Here is a 17,289-nt window from a genome sequence, read left to right as displayed (position 1 = left end):
CCACATGAAGGGCGAGATTCTAATCAAAAATGTAAAGCTGGTCGATGGACGTGGCCTACACGGCCGCGCCGATGTGCTGATTGGCGAGGGGCGCATTCTTTCGCTCTCCGGGGGTGAGGCCCAAACGGAAATGGATGCGACCGGGATGATTTTGTCGCCGGGGTTTTTTGATCCCCACGCCCACTTGCGCGAGCCCGGTCAGGAAGTCAAAGAAGACCTGCAAAGCGGCCTGACCGCGGCGGCTCGAGGCGGGTATACCGATATAGTCTCCATGCCCAACACCACCCCGGTGGTGGATAACGCCGAGATCGTAGCGGCCTTGAAGAAAAAAGCGGCCCAGATCAGGCAGGCCCGGTTACACCCCGCCGCGGCCCTCACCCAGGGCCAGGAGGGCAAAGTCCTGAGCGAGGCCCATCTGCTACAGGCAGCCGGGGCCGTCATGCTCACCGACGACGGCAGAACCAACGAAGACGCCGGTGTGCTGGCTCAGGGTCTGCTGTATGCGGCTTCCTGGGGCCTGGTGGTCTCGGTGCATGCCGAAGACGCGGGGCTGCGGCGGAACGGGGTGATGAACGAAGGGGAGGTCTCGTTCCGCCTGGGCCTGCCCGGCAACACCAGCTACGCCGAGAGCGCGCGCATCGCCAGAGACTTAGAAGTCGTGCGCTATGTGCGGGATCGGCTGGCTAACGACGTATCAGCGCAAAGCCTGCTGCACATCCAGCACCTCAGCACAAAACGGGGCCTCGAGCTCATCCGCCAGGCCAAGCAAGAGGGGCTGCCCGTCACCACCGAGGTTGGGCCCCACCACCTAACCCTGACCGACGAGGCCCTGAACGGGCTGAATCCCATCTACAAAGTAGCCCCGCCGCTGCGCACCCAGCGCGATGTGGAAGCCCTTATCGAAGGACTACTGGACGGCAGCATCGACTGCATCGGCACCGACCACGCGCCCCACACCCAGGATGAAAAGGAACTCGACCTGTTGCGAGCCCCCTTTGGCATCCCCAGCCTCGAGGTCTGCTGGCCGCTTCTGTACACCGAGCTGGTAGAGAAGCGGGGCTTTCCTTTGGAGGTGCTGGTAGCCCGCTTCACCGACGGCCCCCGGCGCATCCTGGGCCTTCCCCCGCTGCACCTGGAGGAAGGGGCCGAGGCCAGCCTGGTGCTGTGGGATCCGAATACCCAGCGTCCGGTGGAGCCCCAGACCTTTGCTTCCAAGGCCAGGTTCAGCCCCTGGGCTGGCTGGGCATTACAGGGCTGGCCGGTGTGCACCTGGGTAGAAGGACGGATGGTGTTTGGGGCCATGGAGGGTGCAGGGGTCGGGTAACCCGGCCCCGGTATAAATGCTTCACTCAGAAACTGACTTAAACTCGAGGTGCTATGCGTTCGTTTCCGCTGCTGCTTCTTGTTCTTAGTGGTCTTTTGTTCGGCTGTAGCAACGCACCCCTGAGCGTGGCTTTGCGCGATTTTGATGTGGATGTGGCCGCTGTTCAAAGCAACAAAATCGTGTTTGTGAAGCAAAGCTTCGACCGACCCCCAGTGAGCCTGAGCAGGGTCGAGCTCGAGGGCAGCCTGACCTACCAAACCGGGTTCACCTTTAGCTTCTTTGCCAGCGACACCGAGCCCTGCAACACCCGGAGCGGTGCATACTATCTATGCGACCCCAGCTCGAAATTTGAACAAATCGGCACGGCCGACTTCCAGTCCGGCTCTACCCAGCCCCTGAAGCTGATCGGCAATCAACTAACCAGCGGCATCAACAGCGGCAATCTTTGGATAGGGGTGCGGCTGGATAGCGGCCTGTTCACCAGCGGCACCATGCAGTTTCGCAACATGATCGCACGGGTGGCCCTCGTTCCGTAACACCTCCCAGGACAGGGCCTGCCGGCTCCAGACCAGGCTGTTTTCTGTTGGTTACAGGTTCTGGATTGCGCATCAGATAGTATACCCACCTATGGTATGCGAATCCGTTGGGTAGAAAAGCGCGCCCAGAACGGCATCTTATAGCCCATCCAAAAGTTTATGGTTATTGCGCACAAACGTTACAAAAATCTCCACTAAACTGCCCCTTTGAGAGGTGATGACCTCCAGTCCCCCACACGGGCGCCATGGGGATGGAGGTAGCCAGTGGCGCGACCGGCTCTTTTTTTGAGTCGGTCGTTGCTTTTTTTGAGGAGTGCAAGGATGATGAAACACTTTGGGTGGCGGTTTGCAACAGGTCTACTGTGCCTGATTGGTCTGGCCCTGGCTCAGGCCAGCAGTGACATACGGCTTGATCTCAAGGCCTTCCGGGTCGTGAGCGTACAGGAGCAAAACCGTACCGTCGAGCGGCTCGAGCCCGCCCTGGATGCGAAGCCAGGTCAGGTTATCCAGTATCAACTCACCGCCCTGAACACCCTCACCAGCCCACTCCGTCGGGTAGCCCTGGTGATACCCATACCCCCCACCACCGCCTACCAGGCCCAAAGCGCGCTGCCTTTGCGCCTGGGAGATACCCTGGTTGTTCCCGAGTTTAGCTTCGATGGAGGGAAAAGCTACGGCCATCCCCCCCTCAAGCGAAAACTCAAAGTTGTGGAAAACGGCAAGGAGGTAGAAAAGGAAGTAGAAGTCAAGCCTGAAGAATACACCCATGCCCGCTGGATTATTCCGCAAATGGAGCCTCAACAGACCCTTACCCTCACACTTCGCGTAATCGTGCGATAAATCGATAGGAGTGTACATGAAGAGAACCCATCCCATCTTGCTTGCGGCGATACTGCTGTTGGGCCTGGCTTTGGCCCAGCAGACGCCCGCCGGCACCAACATCTCCAACCAGGCCTCGGCCAGCTACATCGACTCAGCCGGCCAGCCCCGAACAACCACCTCCAACCAGGTCATTACGGTGGTGCAGCAGGTCTACAGCTTTAGCATCACCCCCGACGGCAGCACCACCGCCCCGGGCCAGACCCGTACAGCCCTGGCTGGCGCCCCGGTCTACTTCAGCTACACGGTCAGCAATACCGGTAACGGCACAGATACCATCAACCTGACCCTGGCGCAGGACACGGGCGACAACTTCGATCTGAGCGGGACTGCCCGCTACCTGGACGCCAACTGCAACGGCACGCTCGACTCGGGTGAAACCTCCCCCATCACCAGCGTCACCCTGAGCCGCCAGGGCACTCCGGGTGCCAGCGCCTGCGTGATCGTGGCCGGTACTATTCCCGCCTCGGCTACCAGCGGTCAGTTTGGCAACCTCAACCTGGTGGGCACCTCGGCGGGCAGCCCCAGCACCACCGATAACAACAACTGGGCCCGCGCCACCGCCACCACCGCAGCCATTCTGACCGCCACCAAGTCGGCCAGCCCGGCCGGCCCCGTCACCCCTGGCAGCACCATCACCTACACCATCTCCGGCTCCAACACCGGCGGTAGCGCGGCCAGCGGCGTGAGCGTGAGCGGCCTCACCGGTACCGGCATCCTGATCTCGGACACCATCCCCACCGGCCTGAGCGTGCCCGCTGCCCCCACCGGCAGCGCTGGGGCTGGCACCGTCCAGATCGTCTACAGCACCAACGGCGGCACCTCCTGGAGCACCACCGCCCCCACCTTCCCCTTCGTGGGCAACGGCTCCAACCGGGTGGGTATGTTCATCAGCGGCAGTGGGGCCTTCTTCCCCCAGACCGCCTCGTACACCTTCAGCTTCCAGGCCACCGTACCTGCCAACGCCCCGGCCGGCACCGCTTACCCCAACACCGCCACCGTCCAGTACAACGACGGAACCGCCAACCAGACCACCACCTCCAACACCACCAACAACACCGCGGCCAGCCGCTACAGCGTGGCCATCGGCGGCACCGGGGCCAGCGCTATAGACGGGGCCGATACCCAGACCATTGCTACCGCCACTTCCGGCAGCACAGTGACCTTCAACTCCACCCTGCAAAACACCGGCAACGCCCCCGATAGCTTCACCCTCAGCCTGGGTACCAGCACCCTGGGCACCTGCACCATCCTGCAATCCGACGGCGTGACCCCGCTTTCCGGCCCGGTGGGCCCGCTGGCGGCTGGTGCAACCTACAACGTGGTGGTGCGCTGCGCTATTCCGGCCAGCCAGACCACCGGCGGCAGCGTCACCCTGACCGCAACCTCGGTGAACAACCCCAGTGGTAGCGTGGGCACCCTGCTGGACGGGGTGGATGCGACCACCCTGGCCGTGACCAACGTGGTCTCGGGCTACAGCCTGGATGTCGCCCACAACACCAACGGGGCTGCTGGCGGCGAAGGCGCCGACCCCGCCAACGACACCCGCCCCGGCTACAACCCCGCGGTCAACCCCGGCGGTGTGGCCTACTTCCCCTTCGAGGTACACAACACTGGGGCCAACCCCGATAGCTACACCCTCACCTCCAACCTGCCTTCGGGCTGGACGGCGGTTTTCTACCCCGATACCGACTGCAACGGCGTGATGGACACCCCCACCCCGGCCCCGGTGAGCAGCACTGGCCTGATCAACGCTGGTGCCACTGTTTGCTTCATCGCAGCCGTACAGGTGCCCGCTGGTGCTGCTCCGGTGGATGTCACCGCAGGCACCAACGACAACGTACAGTTCACCGCTACCAGCACCACCCTGGCCGGTGTAAGCGATACCATTGCCGGCGCGGTGGATGTAAACCTGGTAGCCCAGGTGAGCCTGACGCCCAACCGCAGCGGCACCATCACCAGCCCCGGCACCCTCCAGTACACCCACACCCTGACCAACAACTCCAACAGCGGTGCGACCTGCAGCATCTCCGGCAGCGGCGGGAGCTTCGGCTGGACCTATCAGTACTCGCTGGACGGCAGCACCTGGGCCTCCAGCCTGAGCAGCATCACGGTGGCGGCCAACGGCGGCAGCCAGGTGGTGTATGTGCGGGTGCTGACCCCGGCCGGCCAGCCCATCGGGCGCACCGACGTCAATACCCTGACCGCAAGCTGCACCATTGCCAGCGCAAGCGTCACCGCCACGGCCTCGGAAACCACCACCGTGGTGGGCGGCGACCTGCGCCTGACCAAGAGCGCGGTGAGCTATGTGGGTAGCAGCACCACCGTACGGGATGCCAACGCGGCGGTGGCCCTGCCCGGCGACCAGATCCTCTACACCGTGGTAGCCCAGAACATTGGTACGGGCAACCTGACCCAGGTGGTGGTGAGCGATCCGCTGCCCAGCTACACCAGCTTTGTCAGCGCCAGCGCCAGCATCAGCGGCTTCAGTGGTACTGTGCTCTACTCCACCGATGGCAGCACCTGGAGCACCACGGCCCCAACCGCCCTGGCTTCGGGCCAGACCCTCTACGTGGCCGTGGACACCAACGGCGACAACACTATCACCAGCGCCGACACCCTGCCACCGGGGGCTACCATCACCCTCAGCTTCCGTGTGCAGGTGCAGTAAGCCAGGAATTGATCACCCAATCCCTACGAGGGCCTTTGAGCCCTCGTAGGGAATAAACCAAGTGAGAGCCCATGCAAACTCAAGCGCCCACACCAACTGCCCCCAGGGTTAAGAGGTTCTTTAAGCAAAAGAACCGGGGTTCTGCCTTCTGGGCAGTTCTGGTGTGGGCCTTGTTTTGGCTTCACCTGGCCTGGGCTGCACCCGCCGGGACGGTAATTCGCAACCAGGCTGCAGCCATTGTAAACGGCCAGATATATCTATCCAACGAGGTGGAAACCCGGGTACAGGCGGTGTGCGTTCCGGCCATGACCCCCAATGGGAGTCTTGCCAGCCCCGGCCAGCGCACCACTGCTCCAGCCGGTGGAACCGCCTATTTTAGCTATCGCCTGCAAAACAGTGGAAATCAAAGTTTTCTGTTCAACCTGAGCTGGTTGCAAAATGGGGCCTCCTGGACACCCAGCGCCGTGCGTTTTTATCTGGACACCAATGCCAACGCCCAGCTCGACCCCGGCGAGCCGGAGGTCAGCAGCCTCAGCCTGGATATGGGCCAGGAAGCCCATCTGATTCTGGCCGTACAGACCCCACCCTCGGCCAGCGGCGAGCTTTTGATTAGCCCCGTGGCTACCTGCCCCGATGGTACGCGCGATGAGGATAACTTTAGCTCTATTCGCATCGGCAGCGGGCCGGCTTTGAGCCTGGTCAAGTCGGTGGATGCGAATCCAGTTCGACAAAACCAGACCGTGGGTTTCACCCTGCGGGTACAGAACCTGGGCAGCGCGCGCGCTATGGGCCCAGTTTATGTGGAAGATCGTCTGGATATACCCGGACTGAATGGCCTGGCGTATCTGGCCGGCTCTGCAAGTACGGTCAAAGGCCGCCTGGAGTACTTCGATGGGGCCAACTGGGGCAGCCTCGAGCCCACCCTCGTGCGGGGTATCCGGCTGGTGCTGGACGGCCTCGAGGTCGGGGAGGAGGCCATCTTTAGCTTCCGGATGCAGGTGGCCGCCGATGCTGCGCCGGGCGAGCGGGTTAACCTGGCCCAGGTCAGCTCAAGCGAGGGCAGCGCCCAGACCCAGGCTTCCCTGCAAATTGCCGCCGAGTACGCCCACGCCCTGGGGCCCATCGGCAACCCGCAGGCCGCGGGCACCGCCGACCGGCAGGAGGCCGAGGTGCTGGCCGGGCAGCCCTACTGCTTTAGCCATACCCTGCTCAACAGCGGCAACGCCCCCGACACCTACACCCTGGAGGCCCTTGGGCTGCCCAGCGGTGTGAACCTGACCTACCGCACCATGGGCGGAGGCAGCCTGCCCACCCCCATCACCCTGGCCGCGGGCCACAGCCTGGACTTCCAGGCCTGTGTATCGGCCCTGCCCCCCGGTACGCCCGCCTTTGAGTTCAGCCTGCTGGCCCGTTCGGGGAGCACCGGCAACGCCGACCCCACCGTGGACCGCGTTGCGCAGGTCTGGGATCTTTCTCAGATCGTCCTGTTCAAAAGCAGCTCGAGCGGGCCCACCGCGAGTCCTGGGCAGGGGGTGGAATACACCCTGCAGGTCGAGAACCCGCTGCCCCTGACCATCTCCAACGTGCAAATTGAAGACACCCTGGATGCCCACCTCGAGTTCCTCTCGGCCTCCGACGGGGGGGTCTTCGACCCCGGAACCCGCACCGTGCGCTGGAACCTGACGCTGGCAGCCCGGAGCACCCTTACCCTGCGCCTGCGGGTGCGGGTTAGCACCGCTGCGCCCGACAATGTGACCATCGTGAACCGCTTCAGCCTGCGTTCTGCCGAGATTGGCAACCCATTGGTTTCCAATAGCGTCACCTTGCGGGTGCAGGCGGCGGCCCTGCTTCTGGAAAAGCGGGTGGAGCCCAGAAAGGTCAGGGTGGGTGACCTGCTCACCTATACCCTGACCGTGGCCAATGTGGGGCAGGTTCCCCTCACGGTGCGCCTCGAGGACACCCCCGACCCCCACCTGCAATACCATGCCGGCAGCGCCAGCCCCGCCGAACCCGTTCTGCAAAACAGCCGCCTCATCTGGGAAAACCTCACCCTGGCCCCAGGGGAGCGGATGGAGATCCGCTACCGTATGCGGGTGCTGGCGGGAGCCGGTAGCGAACTGAAAAATACCGTGCAGGCCACCGGGGACAGCGCAAGCGGAACCGCGGTAGCCAGCGCGGTGGCCTCGGCTGCGGTACAGGTCGAGCAGGGCGTGCTGGCCGCACCCCACCTGCTGATGGGCCGGGTCTTCCTGGATACCAACCGCGACGGCCTGTACACCGCCGGCCTGGATGTGCCGCTGCCGGGGGCCCGGGTTATCCTCAGCAACGGCTGGCAGGCCCTGACCGATGCCGAAGGCCGCTACAGCTTCCGCAACCTGACGGGTGGGGTGTGGGAGGTGATGCTCGAGCCGGCCTCGGCCCCCTTCCCGCCCCTCCCCCACCCCGAGGCCCAGGGGGCGGGTTACCGCCACCGGGTGCGGGTGGAGGGCCTGACCGTGAGCGACTTCCCCCTCGAGCGCCCCGCGGGTCTGGCCCACGCCCAGCGCGAAACCACCCTGGAATTCGGGCCGCTCACCCTGCACAAAAAGCTGCTGCCGCTCCCCGCTGGAGTCCGGGTGGTGCTGGTACTGGAATCCGCCGAGCCCCTCACCGACCTGACCCTCACCGACCCCCTCCCCGGCGGCGGTGAGCGGGTCTTCCAGTTTGCGCTGTTCCAGGGCCGCCAGACCCTGACCTACGACCTGGACAGCCCCCGGGCCCCTCAACTGACCGATCCACAGGTGCGCTGGAGGTATCCGTGATGTTCGGAAGAACCCCCCACACCCTGGCGCTGGCTTGGCGCGGGCTTTGCTCACTTGTCTTCTTGCTTTCTTCGGCAGCGCTGGGCCAGGTCCGCACCGACCTCAAGGGCATCGTGCCGGGGGATGCGCTGGGCTGGGAAATCCAGGAGCTGCGCTCAAGCGTGGTGGTGCACAAACCCACCATCCTGAACCTGCAGATCTACTCCCCCGGCTTCGACCCCACCGATTACCGCCGGGCCCTCAAGGGCCAGGAGGAGCTGGGCGACGAACGCTACGACAAGGGGCGGGGTCAGATGCTGGCCGAGTTTGTGCTGATCCGGGACGGAAAGGTGCTGGCCCAGGAGAACTTTAGCGTGGAGCCCCACCGCTGGGTGCTGTTCTTCCGGGGACAGGTGGAGCCAGGGGTCTACCTGCTCAAGAGCCGACTGGTCGGGCTGGGCAAAAACGCCTTCCGCTACCGCATCCAGACCAGCGTGCCGGGGGCCGCTGAGCTGCTGATTGACCCCACCTTGCAGCTCTACGATGTGCGGCCTTTTCAGGCAGTGAACCCGCTCTCGGTAGCCACCATCCGGGGGCAGGACTGGCTCGAGCCCTTCGTGCTCAACGTGAGCCCCGAGGTGCTGCCCTTGCGCGTGGGCTTCTACGACGAGGACGGCGCAAAGGAGATGGAGGGCCGGGTGCGCCTGCCCGACGGAACCCAGGAGCGCCGCCCTGTCTCCGGCGACCGGAGCTGGGCCTACTACGAGATTCGACAGCCCGGCCTGATCACCTTCGGCTTCCGCCAGCCCAAGACTGCCACCCAGTACTCCAACACCATCGGCTTCCGGGTGGATGCTTGTATGGAGGTGGAGCCGGCAGCCTTCCGGGTGATACCCCCGCGCCCGGTGCAGGCCTTGGTGCAGGACAGCAGCGGCCAGCCGCTCGATATCACCCCTGCCGTGGAGGGCGACAAAGTCCGCACCCTCCGGCTGCCGGCCCTGCCCGAGGGCTACCGGCTGTTGCGGATGGAGGTGGAAGGCGGGGAGGCCCTGGATGCCCAGACCGCCCGCTTCGGCTGTGCAGGCGGCCTGGTGCGCTATGTGGTGGAAAAACCGGCGCCGGCCCCACCCGCGTCCACCCTGGAAATCGAGGCGGTGCTGGTGCTGCCGGAAGGCGAACAGCCCTTCGACCTACCCCTCACGGTAAACGATCAGCCCGTGGTGCTGGAGCAGGGCCGGGCCCGCCTGAGCCTGGCGCCGGGCACCCATTCCCTCGCGCCCCAACTGGGCGGGGCCCGGATCGAGGGGCCCCAGGCCGTCACGCTAACAAACGGCCAGCACCAGACGGTGCGCTTCAGGGTCTACCCAGAAGTCCAGCTCACCCTGGAAGCCGCTCCCACTACGCTACGCGTGGGGGAGGAAACCCTTCTAACCGCCCGGGCCCGCACCGCCTTCCCGCGCCTGCTGCCCGCCGACCTCGAGCTTGAACTGCCCCCCTGCCTGGAAGCCCTCGAGACCCCCCGCCTGGCGGCCCCCATCGCCCAGGGCCGCGAGGCCGTGTTGCAGGTACGGGCCAGGGCCCTGTGCAGAGGCGAGCCCCAGGTTGGGGCCACCCTGAGCCCCTGGGGCCAGAAAACCAGCGCCCAGCTGAGAATCATCCAACCAGCCACCTTCACCTTGCAGAAGGAGGCCCTATCACCCACGGCCCCGGTGGGCGGTACGGTGGTGTACCGCCTGCGGGTGCAGAACACCGGCGACGAGGCGGGCCGGGTGCGCCTCCAGGACAGCCTGACCCAAGGACTGCAGGGCCCCACCCTCGACGAGGTGCTCGAGCTTCCGGCCGGAGCCAAACGCGTGCTCGAGGTGCAGGCCCGCGTAACCGCCGAGGCCCCTGCGGTGGTGATCAACACCGCCCGCCTGCTCAGCGAAAGCAATCAACCCCTCCGCGAAGCCCAGGCCGAGGTGCGGGTGCTGCGCCCGGTGGCCGAGCTCTCGCGCACGCTGGACAAGCGCCGGGTGGTGCCGGGGGAGGAAGTAGAGGTGCGCCTGGTGGTGCGCAACACCGGCCAGGCCCCCCTGCGCTACGAGCTGCGCGACAGCTACCCCGAGTGGCTCGAGGTGGCGCAGACCCCAGTCTTTAGCGGCGAACTGGCCCCCGGGGCCAGCGCCACCCACTCCTACACCGCCCGGGTGCGCTTCGGCCCGGCGGCCGAGGGCCCGTTCCTGGCCCAGCTCACCTCCAACGGCGGCCACCCCAGCGCGCCCGACACCCTCCAGCGGGTGCTGGTGCAGCTCGAGAAAAGCGTCGAGCCGGGCCGGGTGCTGGTGGGCGGTTCGGGCCTTTTTACCGTCCGGGTTGGCAACCCCACCGATCACCCGCTCAACCTGCGCCTGCAGGAGTCGCCCGCCGAGGGCCTACGGATGACCCTGCCGGAAAGCCTGGAATTCAGGCTACAGCCCGGCGAGGTGCGCGAGCTTAAGCTGGAGGCCCAGGCCGAACGGGTTGGCCCGCTCGACAACCAGGTCACGGCCTTTGTGGGCAGCACCCCAGCCTCCCTCCCGGCCAGGGCCACCCTGCTGGCCCTGCCCATCCTCGAGCCCCGGCGGCTTTCCACCGTCACCCTGGACTTTGCGGTAAAGGGCAGCGCCCCCTTCGAGCGCCTGCTACTCACCCACCTGCCCCCTGCCCAGAGCGCTTATGAGCCCGGTTCGGCCCGGCTGGATGGCCGCCCCCTCCCCGACCCCCGCCAAGACGAGAAGGGCCGCCTCTACTTCGAGCTGCCTTACCAGCGCCAGGGCCAGCTCACCTACCAGCTCCGTCACCGCGAGGCCCTGGGCCCCATACCCGAACCCACCCTGACCGCGCAGGTAGGCGACCGGGAGGTCTACCTGCAGGGCCAGCAGCGCCTGGCCGACCTGGAAAAAGCCCAGCCCATCGTGGTTAATACCCGCGACGGCTTCATCCAGGAGCCCCTGCCCGGCAGCGTGTTCCGCAGCGATAAAGCCCGGGTGGTGCTGCAAACCCCCAACGGCCTCGAGACCCGCCTGAGCGTGAACGGAAGCCCCATAGACTCCAGGTTCCTGGGCCAGGCCACCTACGACAGCGCCCTCGGCCTCCAGCGCCTGGAGTACTACGGCCTGCCGCTCCAGCCAGGCCGCAACCTGATCGAGGTGCAGACCCCTCTGGGCTCGGATCGGGTGGAGGTCTTCCTGGCCGGTAACCCCGTGCGGCTGGAGGTACGTCCGCTGCGCCTGCTGGCCGATGGCCGCACCCCGCTGGAGCTGGAGGTGCGGGCGGTGGATGCGCTGGGCCTGGCCTCGGGCTTCGGCCCCCTCACCGTAGAAGCCTCCCAGGAGCCCCTGGAGGAAGACGCCTTCCCCCTGCTCTCGGGGTATCAGGTGCTGCTAAAGGATGGAGTGGCCCGGCTCTACCTGAAGCCCACCGCCACCCCCACCCCCCTGCGCCTGCGGCTGGCGACCGGGGAGCTGCAAACACAGGCCGAGTTCTTCGTACTGGGCCGCCAGAGCACCCTGTGGCAGCTTCAGGGGAGCCTGGGGGTGCGCCTTGGGGATAGCCTTCAGGTATTTGGGCTGGGCCGGGGCTACCTGGAAAGCCCCCTGGGCCCGGGCCTCCTGCAAGGCGCGCTGGACGGCTCGCTGCGCTTTGAGGCGGGCCAGCCCCGGCTGCAAACCGGCCTGCGCGACCAGCCCGACCCCACCGGGCGCTTCCCTCTCACCGGCAGCGGCCAAGAGGCCACCCTGCCCCTGCGCTCGGATGAGCCTTTTGCTCTGCGCTACGACCAGGAGGCCTTCAGCCTGGGCTACTACGCTGACAAGCTGGGGGTGTTTGGCCTGGACGGGCTGCCCCAGGGCACCGCTTTGCGCCTGGAAACCCGCGGACGATCCCCTCTCGGGACGGGCTCCGCCAGTGCACCGGGTGGCGAGCTGGCCCTGCAGGGCTTCGTGGGCTACCTACCCGCCGGCAGCAGAAGCGAGCGCATCGTGCCCGACGGCACCCGCTTTTATAGGCTAAGCGGCCCAGCCGAGCCCGGCAGCGAACAGGTGGTGCTCTGGGTGGGTTCCAGCCAGAGCCGCCTCGAGCGCCTCAAAGACTACGTGCTGGACGCCGATACCGGCCTCCTCACCCTCAGCCGTCCGCTCTGGCCCAGCGACCCCGACTTCCAGCCGGTTCTGCTCGAGGTCACCTACGCCCCCCAGGGCGGCCACCGCGCGCTGGGCTACGGGGCCGGGGCCCGCTGGAAGCTGGGCGATTTCAGCATTGGGCTGGGCGCAGCCTACCTGCCCGCCCAGGGCTGGCATTACGGGGCCGAGGCCGCTTACCAGCTACCCGGCTTTGGCGTAAAGGTGAGCTACAGCCGGGGCAGCGCCGAGCGCTACGGCCTCGAGGTCTCCGGTAAACAGGGCCCCCTCGAGTCGAGCGCCAACCTCTTCTACGAGGGCAAGCTGCAGGGCCAGGCCCAGGTGGCCTACAACCTGAGCGAGGCCGACCAGCTCAGCCTCGAGCACCAGACCGGCAGCAACAACCGCACCGGCCTGCTCTACACCCGCCGCCTCTCCCCCAGCTTCTCGGTGGGGGGCGGGCTGGGCTACACCTGGGAGGAAGCGGCCTGGGCCAGCCTGGGGCGGCTGGGCTTCAAGAGCGGCCCGCTCAGCACCGAACTGACCCACGCCCAGCCCTTCAGCCTGAGCCAGAGCGCCTCCACCCGCCTCCGCAGCAGCTACGCCTTCGATGCCAACCTCACCGCCGAGGCCGACCTGGTGCAGACCTGGGGCCTGGGCTTTAGCGGCGTGGTGGGCCTCAAGCAACAACTGGCCGGGGCCAACCTCTCGCTGGCCTACCAACTGCCGGGCGCGGCGGGCGAGGGCAACCGGGCCCGCTTTGGCCTGGAGGCCCCGCTCCCCCTGTCCGAAAACTGGAGCCTGAACGCCAGCGCCGGCTACGAGCGCAGCCTCACCAGCGGCGCCGACCAGAGTGCCTTTGGCCTGGCCCTGCGCTACCAGGCCCAGGGCTTCACCGCCACCCTGGGGGCCGAGACCGCCTGGAGCGCCGGCCAGCCCAAGGTGGTGTTGCGGGCCGGGGCCAGCGGGCAGCTCGACGAGCAGCAGACCCTCTCGCTGGATGCCAACTACCAGATCGTACCCACCGCCGAGGGCCGCTTCACCCTGGCCTACGCCCTGCGCGGGCGCGAGGCTTCTGTGCTCACCTACCACCGCCTGAGCACCGTGGGTGAGCTTGTCCTCGAGGGGGCCCTGGCCGCCAGCTACCACCCCAGCCCAAGCCTCCAGCTCCGCCCCAGCGCCGCCTACCGCCTCAAGCTCGACGACCCCGCCGGCCACACCTACCAGCTCGGCCTGGGCGGCAACTACTACTTCACCGACTGGCTGGGCCTGGGGGCCGCTGCCTACTACCAGTTCCAGCCGGGCACCCAGACCAGCGCCACTGCCTTCTCGCTCGAGGCCAGCTTCCGGGTCGTAGAGGGCCTGTGGCTCAACGCGGGCTACACCTTCGGCGGCTTCAGCGGCCTCACCCCCGACACCGCCCCCGGCTTCTACCTGCGCCTCGACTTCCTGGGAGGTAGCCGATGAAACGCGCGCTGTTTTTCATGCTGCTCTTGCTGGGTCTGGCCCAGGCCCAGGTGGTGACCTCATTTAGCATCCGCTACCAAAACACCACCAACGGCAATATCACCCTGGTGGGCAACACCCTGATGTGCGCTGTAAGCATGGGTACTTGTAACACAACCCAAATGAACAACCCCAATGCCAACAACAACCAAAACATGATCTTCATCAACGCCGACCCGGCCAACCCTACCTGGCCCTCGGGCCGTGGGGGAAGCAGCAGCGCAACCCTCTCCCTCCCCACCGGGGCCCAGGTGCTGTGGGCCGGGCTCTACTGGGGGGCGCGGGTCGACCCCAGCACCTCGGGGCGCAACCAGATTTCCATCAAGCCCCCTGGGGCTTCAGCCTACCAATCCCTCACCGGCACCCTCCTTGGCACCATCACAAACCAGGGCACCGATACCACCCGCCCTTACACCGCCTTTGCCGACGTAACCAGCCTCGTTCAAACCAGCGGCAGCGGCCCCTACTGGGTAGGGGGTATCCTGGCCGCCACCGGAAACGATAGTCTGGGCTTCTACGCCGGCTGGTCGCTGGTGGTGGTCTACCGGCTATCCAGCGAGCCCCTCCGCAACCTCACGATCTACGATGGTCTGGCCTCGGTAAGCAACGGCAACAACGTCACCATCACCCCCAGCGGCTTCCTGACCCCCTACACAGGCTCCTTTACCGCCTATCTGGGAGCGGTGGCTTTTGAGGGGGATGGGGGCATCACAGGTGACCAATTGGTGCTAAATGAGGTAGCGCTTAGCGATGCACAAAACCCTAGCGACAACTTCTTCAACAGCTCTGTGTCGCAGCTCGGTACCCGTTTCACCGCCAAAAACCCCAACTATCTCAACCAGATGGCGGTGGACGTAGACCTGGTGGACGCCACGGGTCGCATTCCCAATGGAGCCACTTCAGCAACCATTCAGTTCACCTCCTCTCAAGACGTCTACTTCCCCACCGTGCTGACCTTTGCCACCCAGGTCTACCTTCCCGATCTCACCAGTTCTTTCAGCAAAACCGGACAGGACATCAACGGGGGCAACCTGGTGGTGGGCGATATCCTCGAGTACACCCTGAGTTTTTCCAACACCGGCCTGGATGGGGCCACCAATGTGGTCGTGCGCGACCCCATCCCTGCTGGCACCCAGTACGTACCGGGAAGCCTGCAGGTACTCACCAACGCCATCGGTGCCCCCACCGGCTCCTTTACCGATGCCGCCGGCGACGACATCGCCGAGTTTGATAGCGCCAACAACCGGGTGGTTTTCCGCCTGGGCACCGGGGCCAACGCCACGAGTGGCGGGCTCATCCTACCGACTCAGGGTGCCAGCGTGCGCTTCCGGGTACAGGTGCTGCCCAGCGCCGGCGGGCAAACCATCACCAACACCGCCCAGATCAACTACAACAGCCAGACCCTGGGCACCAGCTTCAGCCAGAGCGCCAGCACCTCGGCCAACAGCCAGGTCTCCAATCCCCCCACCCTGAGTAAAGCCTTCGCCCCGGCCAGCATCCAGGCTGGCGGCAGCAGCACCCTGACCCTGACCCTCAGCAACCCCAACCCCACCACCGCCACCCTGAGCGCGGCCCTGGTGGATAACCTGCCCGCTGGGGTGGTGATAGCCAGCCCAACCAACGCCAGCACCACCTGCCCCAGCGGCAGCCTGAGCGCCACGCCCGGCAGCGGCAGCCTAACCCTGGCCGCCGGAGCCCAGATTCCGGCCAACGGGAGCTGCACCGTTAGCGTAAATGTAACCGCCAGCACACCAGGGAGCTACACCAACACCCTGGCCGCCGGCACCCTCCAGACCAATTACGGCAGCAACCAGAGCCCAGCCAGCGCGGTGCTAACCGTGGTGGGCCTCGACATCTCCGGCCAGATTTACCACGACCGCGAACCCAACGGGGCCAGGAACGGCGAGGACTGGTCGGACGGGGTTACAGTCTACGTGAAGCTGGTACAGGGCAGCACGGTGGTGGCCGTCCAGACCGTGAACCCCGGAACCGGCAGCTACACCTTTAGCGGCGTCGTTCCCGGCAGCTACACCCTGGTGCTGGACAACAACAACAGCACCGCCGATACCACCCCCACCGCCCCCACTGGCTGGCTTTTGATCAACCCTGCCACTGGAAGCCGGGCCATCACCATGACCTCCAGCAACCTTCTGAACCAGGACTTCGGCCTCTTCCGGGGGTTCAGGGTAGAGGGCCGGGTCTTCTACGACGATGGCGAGAGCGGCGGCACCGCCAACAATGCCCTGCAGGATGGCCAGGAGCGCAGCGTGGGCGGTGTGGTGATCACGGCCAGCGACGGTACCTCTAGTCGCACGACCAGCACCGATGGCAACGGCTTTTACTACCTGTATGTACCCGCCAGTTGGAGCAGCGTCAGCCTCTCCCACCCCCTGCGCCCGGCCACCGGCTGGAACAACGGCAGCACCGCCACCCTGGTGGGAAGCTGGGCCGACGCCACAGGCCCCACCTCCGCTGGTGCCGTGGTCAGCCTGGGTTCGGCCAGCAGCCTGGCCGGCTCCAGCCTTACCCGCAACTTTGGGGTGGTGCGCAGTTCGCTCTTCCGGCCCGACCAGTCGGGCCAGACCACCAGCCCCGGGGTGGTGCGCTACCTGCACCAGTTCAAGCCCGGCAGCCTGGGCACGGTCAGCCTGGCCCTGGTCAACACCCCGCAGTTTGGCTACCAGCTCCGCCGCGATGTGAACTGCGACGGCGACTTCGACGACGCCGGCGAGGGTTTCCAGGGACTACCGCAGAGCTTTAGCGTGGGTTCTAGCTGGCCGCGGGAGCCGGACGGCAGCCTGGCGGCCTGCGCCCTCGAGGTGCAGGTGCTGGTGCCCGCAGGGGTGAGCGCCGGCCAGGTGGATATCGCCAGCCTCAGCGCCAGCCTGGCCTGGAGCAACAACCCGGCCGTTCAGGAAACCCGCGGCCTGACCGATGCCACCACCGTTATCCGCGGCGGCGAGCTGCGGCTGGAAAAGCAGGTGCGCAACGTAAGCCAGAACACCGCTTTTGCGGCCAGCGCCCAGGGCCGCCCCGGCGAGGTGCTGGAGTACCGCATCCAGTATCAGAACATCGGCAGCCAGCCCATCTTCAACGTGGTGCTCTACGACCCCATCCCCTTCTTCAGCACCCTGGTGCAGAACGCCTACGGCGGCACCGGCGAGGTGGAGCTGGTCTGTCCAAACGGCGCGGTGGTGCGGCCCGACCTGGGCAACACCAACAGCATCAGCCTGAACCTGGCCGCACTCTGCACCCTTCCCACCGCTCCCCAGCCCGGCGGGGGTAGCGCCCCGGCCTTGCTGCCTGGTCAGGGAGGGTATTTCGTGTACCGGGTGCAGGTGAACTGAGCACCCCCGGGCCCTTTATGGCAAACCGTGTGCTTTTAGCCCAGGATGAGGGAAAATCATCGGCCGGGTACGTGGTGAAACCTAACCCTCACTCCAAAGGCTCCGAT

General features: G+C 66.0%; 7 protein-coding genes. All 7 read left to right on the top strand.

Annotated elements, in window-relative coordinates:
• Nucleotides 1-4 precede the first annotated feature (4 nt).
• The 7 genes from MRUB_RS03830 to MRUB_RS03800 all read left to right on the top strand — a co-directional run bounded on the left by MRUB_RS03830 (nucleotide 5) and on the right by MRUB_RS03800 (nucleotide 17,182).
• Complete coding sequence (locus MRUB_RS03830) at nucleotides 5-1,324, top strand: dihydroorotase (RefSeq protein WP_013013040.1); 1,320 nt, start codon at nucleotides 5-7, stop codon at nucleotides 1,322-1,324.
• Nucleotides 1,325-1,377: 53 nt separating this feature from the next.
• Nucleotides 1,378-1,860, top strand: a complete 483-nt coding sequence (locus tag MRUB_RS03825) for a hypothetical protein (RefSeq protein WP_013013039.1) — start codon at nucleotides 1,378-1,380, stop codon at nucleotides 1,858-1,860.
• Nucleotides 1,861-2,181: 321 nt separating this feature from the next.
• Nucleotides 2,182-2,700, top strand: coding sequence for a hypothetical protein (locus MRUB_RS15515; RefSeq protein WP_013013038.1), 519 nt, complete (start codon nucleotides 2,182-2,184; stop codon nucleotides 2,698-2,700).
• Nucleotides 2,701-2,716: 16 nt separating this feature from the next.
• Nucleotides 2,717-5,410 (top strand): beta strand repeat-containing protein, encoded by a 2,694-nt coding sequence (locus MRUB_RS03815; RefSeq protein ID WP_013013037.1) that lies wholly within the window; start codon nucleotides 2,717-2,719, stop codon nucleotides 5,408-5,410.
• A 161-nt stretch (nucleotides 5,411-5,571) separates the two neighbouring features.
• Nucleotides 5,572-8,211 (top strand): DUF11 domain-containing protein, encoded by a 2,640-nt coding sequence (locus tag MRUB_RS03810; protein ID WP_024049928.1) that lies wholly within the window; start codon nucleotides 5,572-5,574, stop codon nucleotides 8,209-8,211.
• Nucleotides 8,211-13,796: a VPLPA-CTERM sorting domain-containing protein gene (locus MRUB_RS03805; RefSeq protein WP_013013035.1), complete on the top strand. Its 5,586-nt coding sequence runs from the start codon at nucleotides 8,211-8,213 to the stop codon at nucleotides 13,794-13,796. The genes MRUB_RS03810 and MRUB_RS03805 overlap by 1 nt, the downstream gene beginning before the upstream one ends.
• Entirely contained in the window at nucleotides 13,793-17,182 is a 3,390-nt protein-coding gene (locus MRUB_RS03800) for a DUF11 domain-containing protein (protein WP_013013034.1), read from the top strand. The genes MRUB_RS03805 and MRUB_RS03800 overlap by 4 nt, the downstream gene beginning before the upstream one ends.
• Nucleotides 17,183-17,289 lie beyond the last annotated feature (107 nt).

This window comes from Meiothermus ruber DSM 1279, assembly GCF_000024425.1.
Classification (GTDB): Bacteria; Deinococcota; Deinococci; order Deinococcales; family Thermaceae; genus Meiothermus; species Meiothermus ruber.
This window is presented reverse-complemented; position numbering and strand designations above follow the sequence as displayed.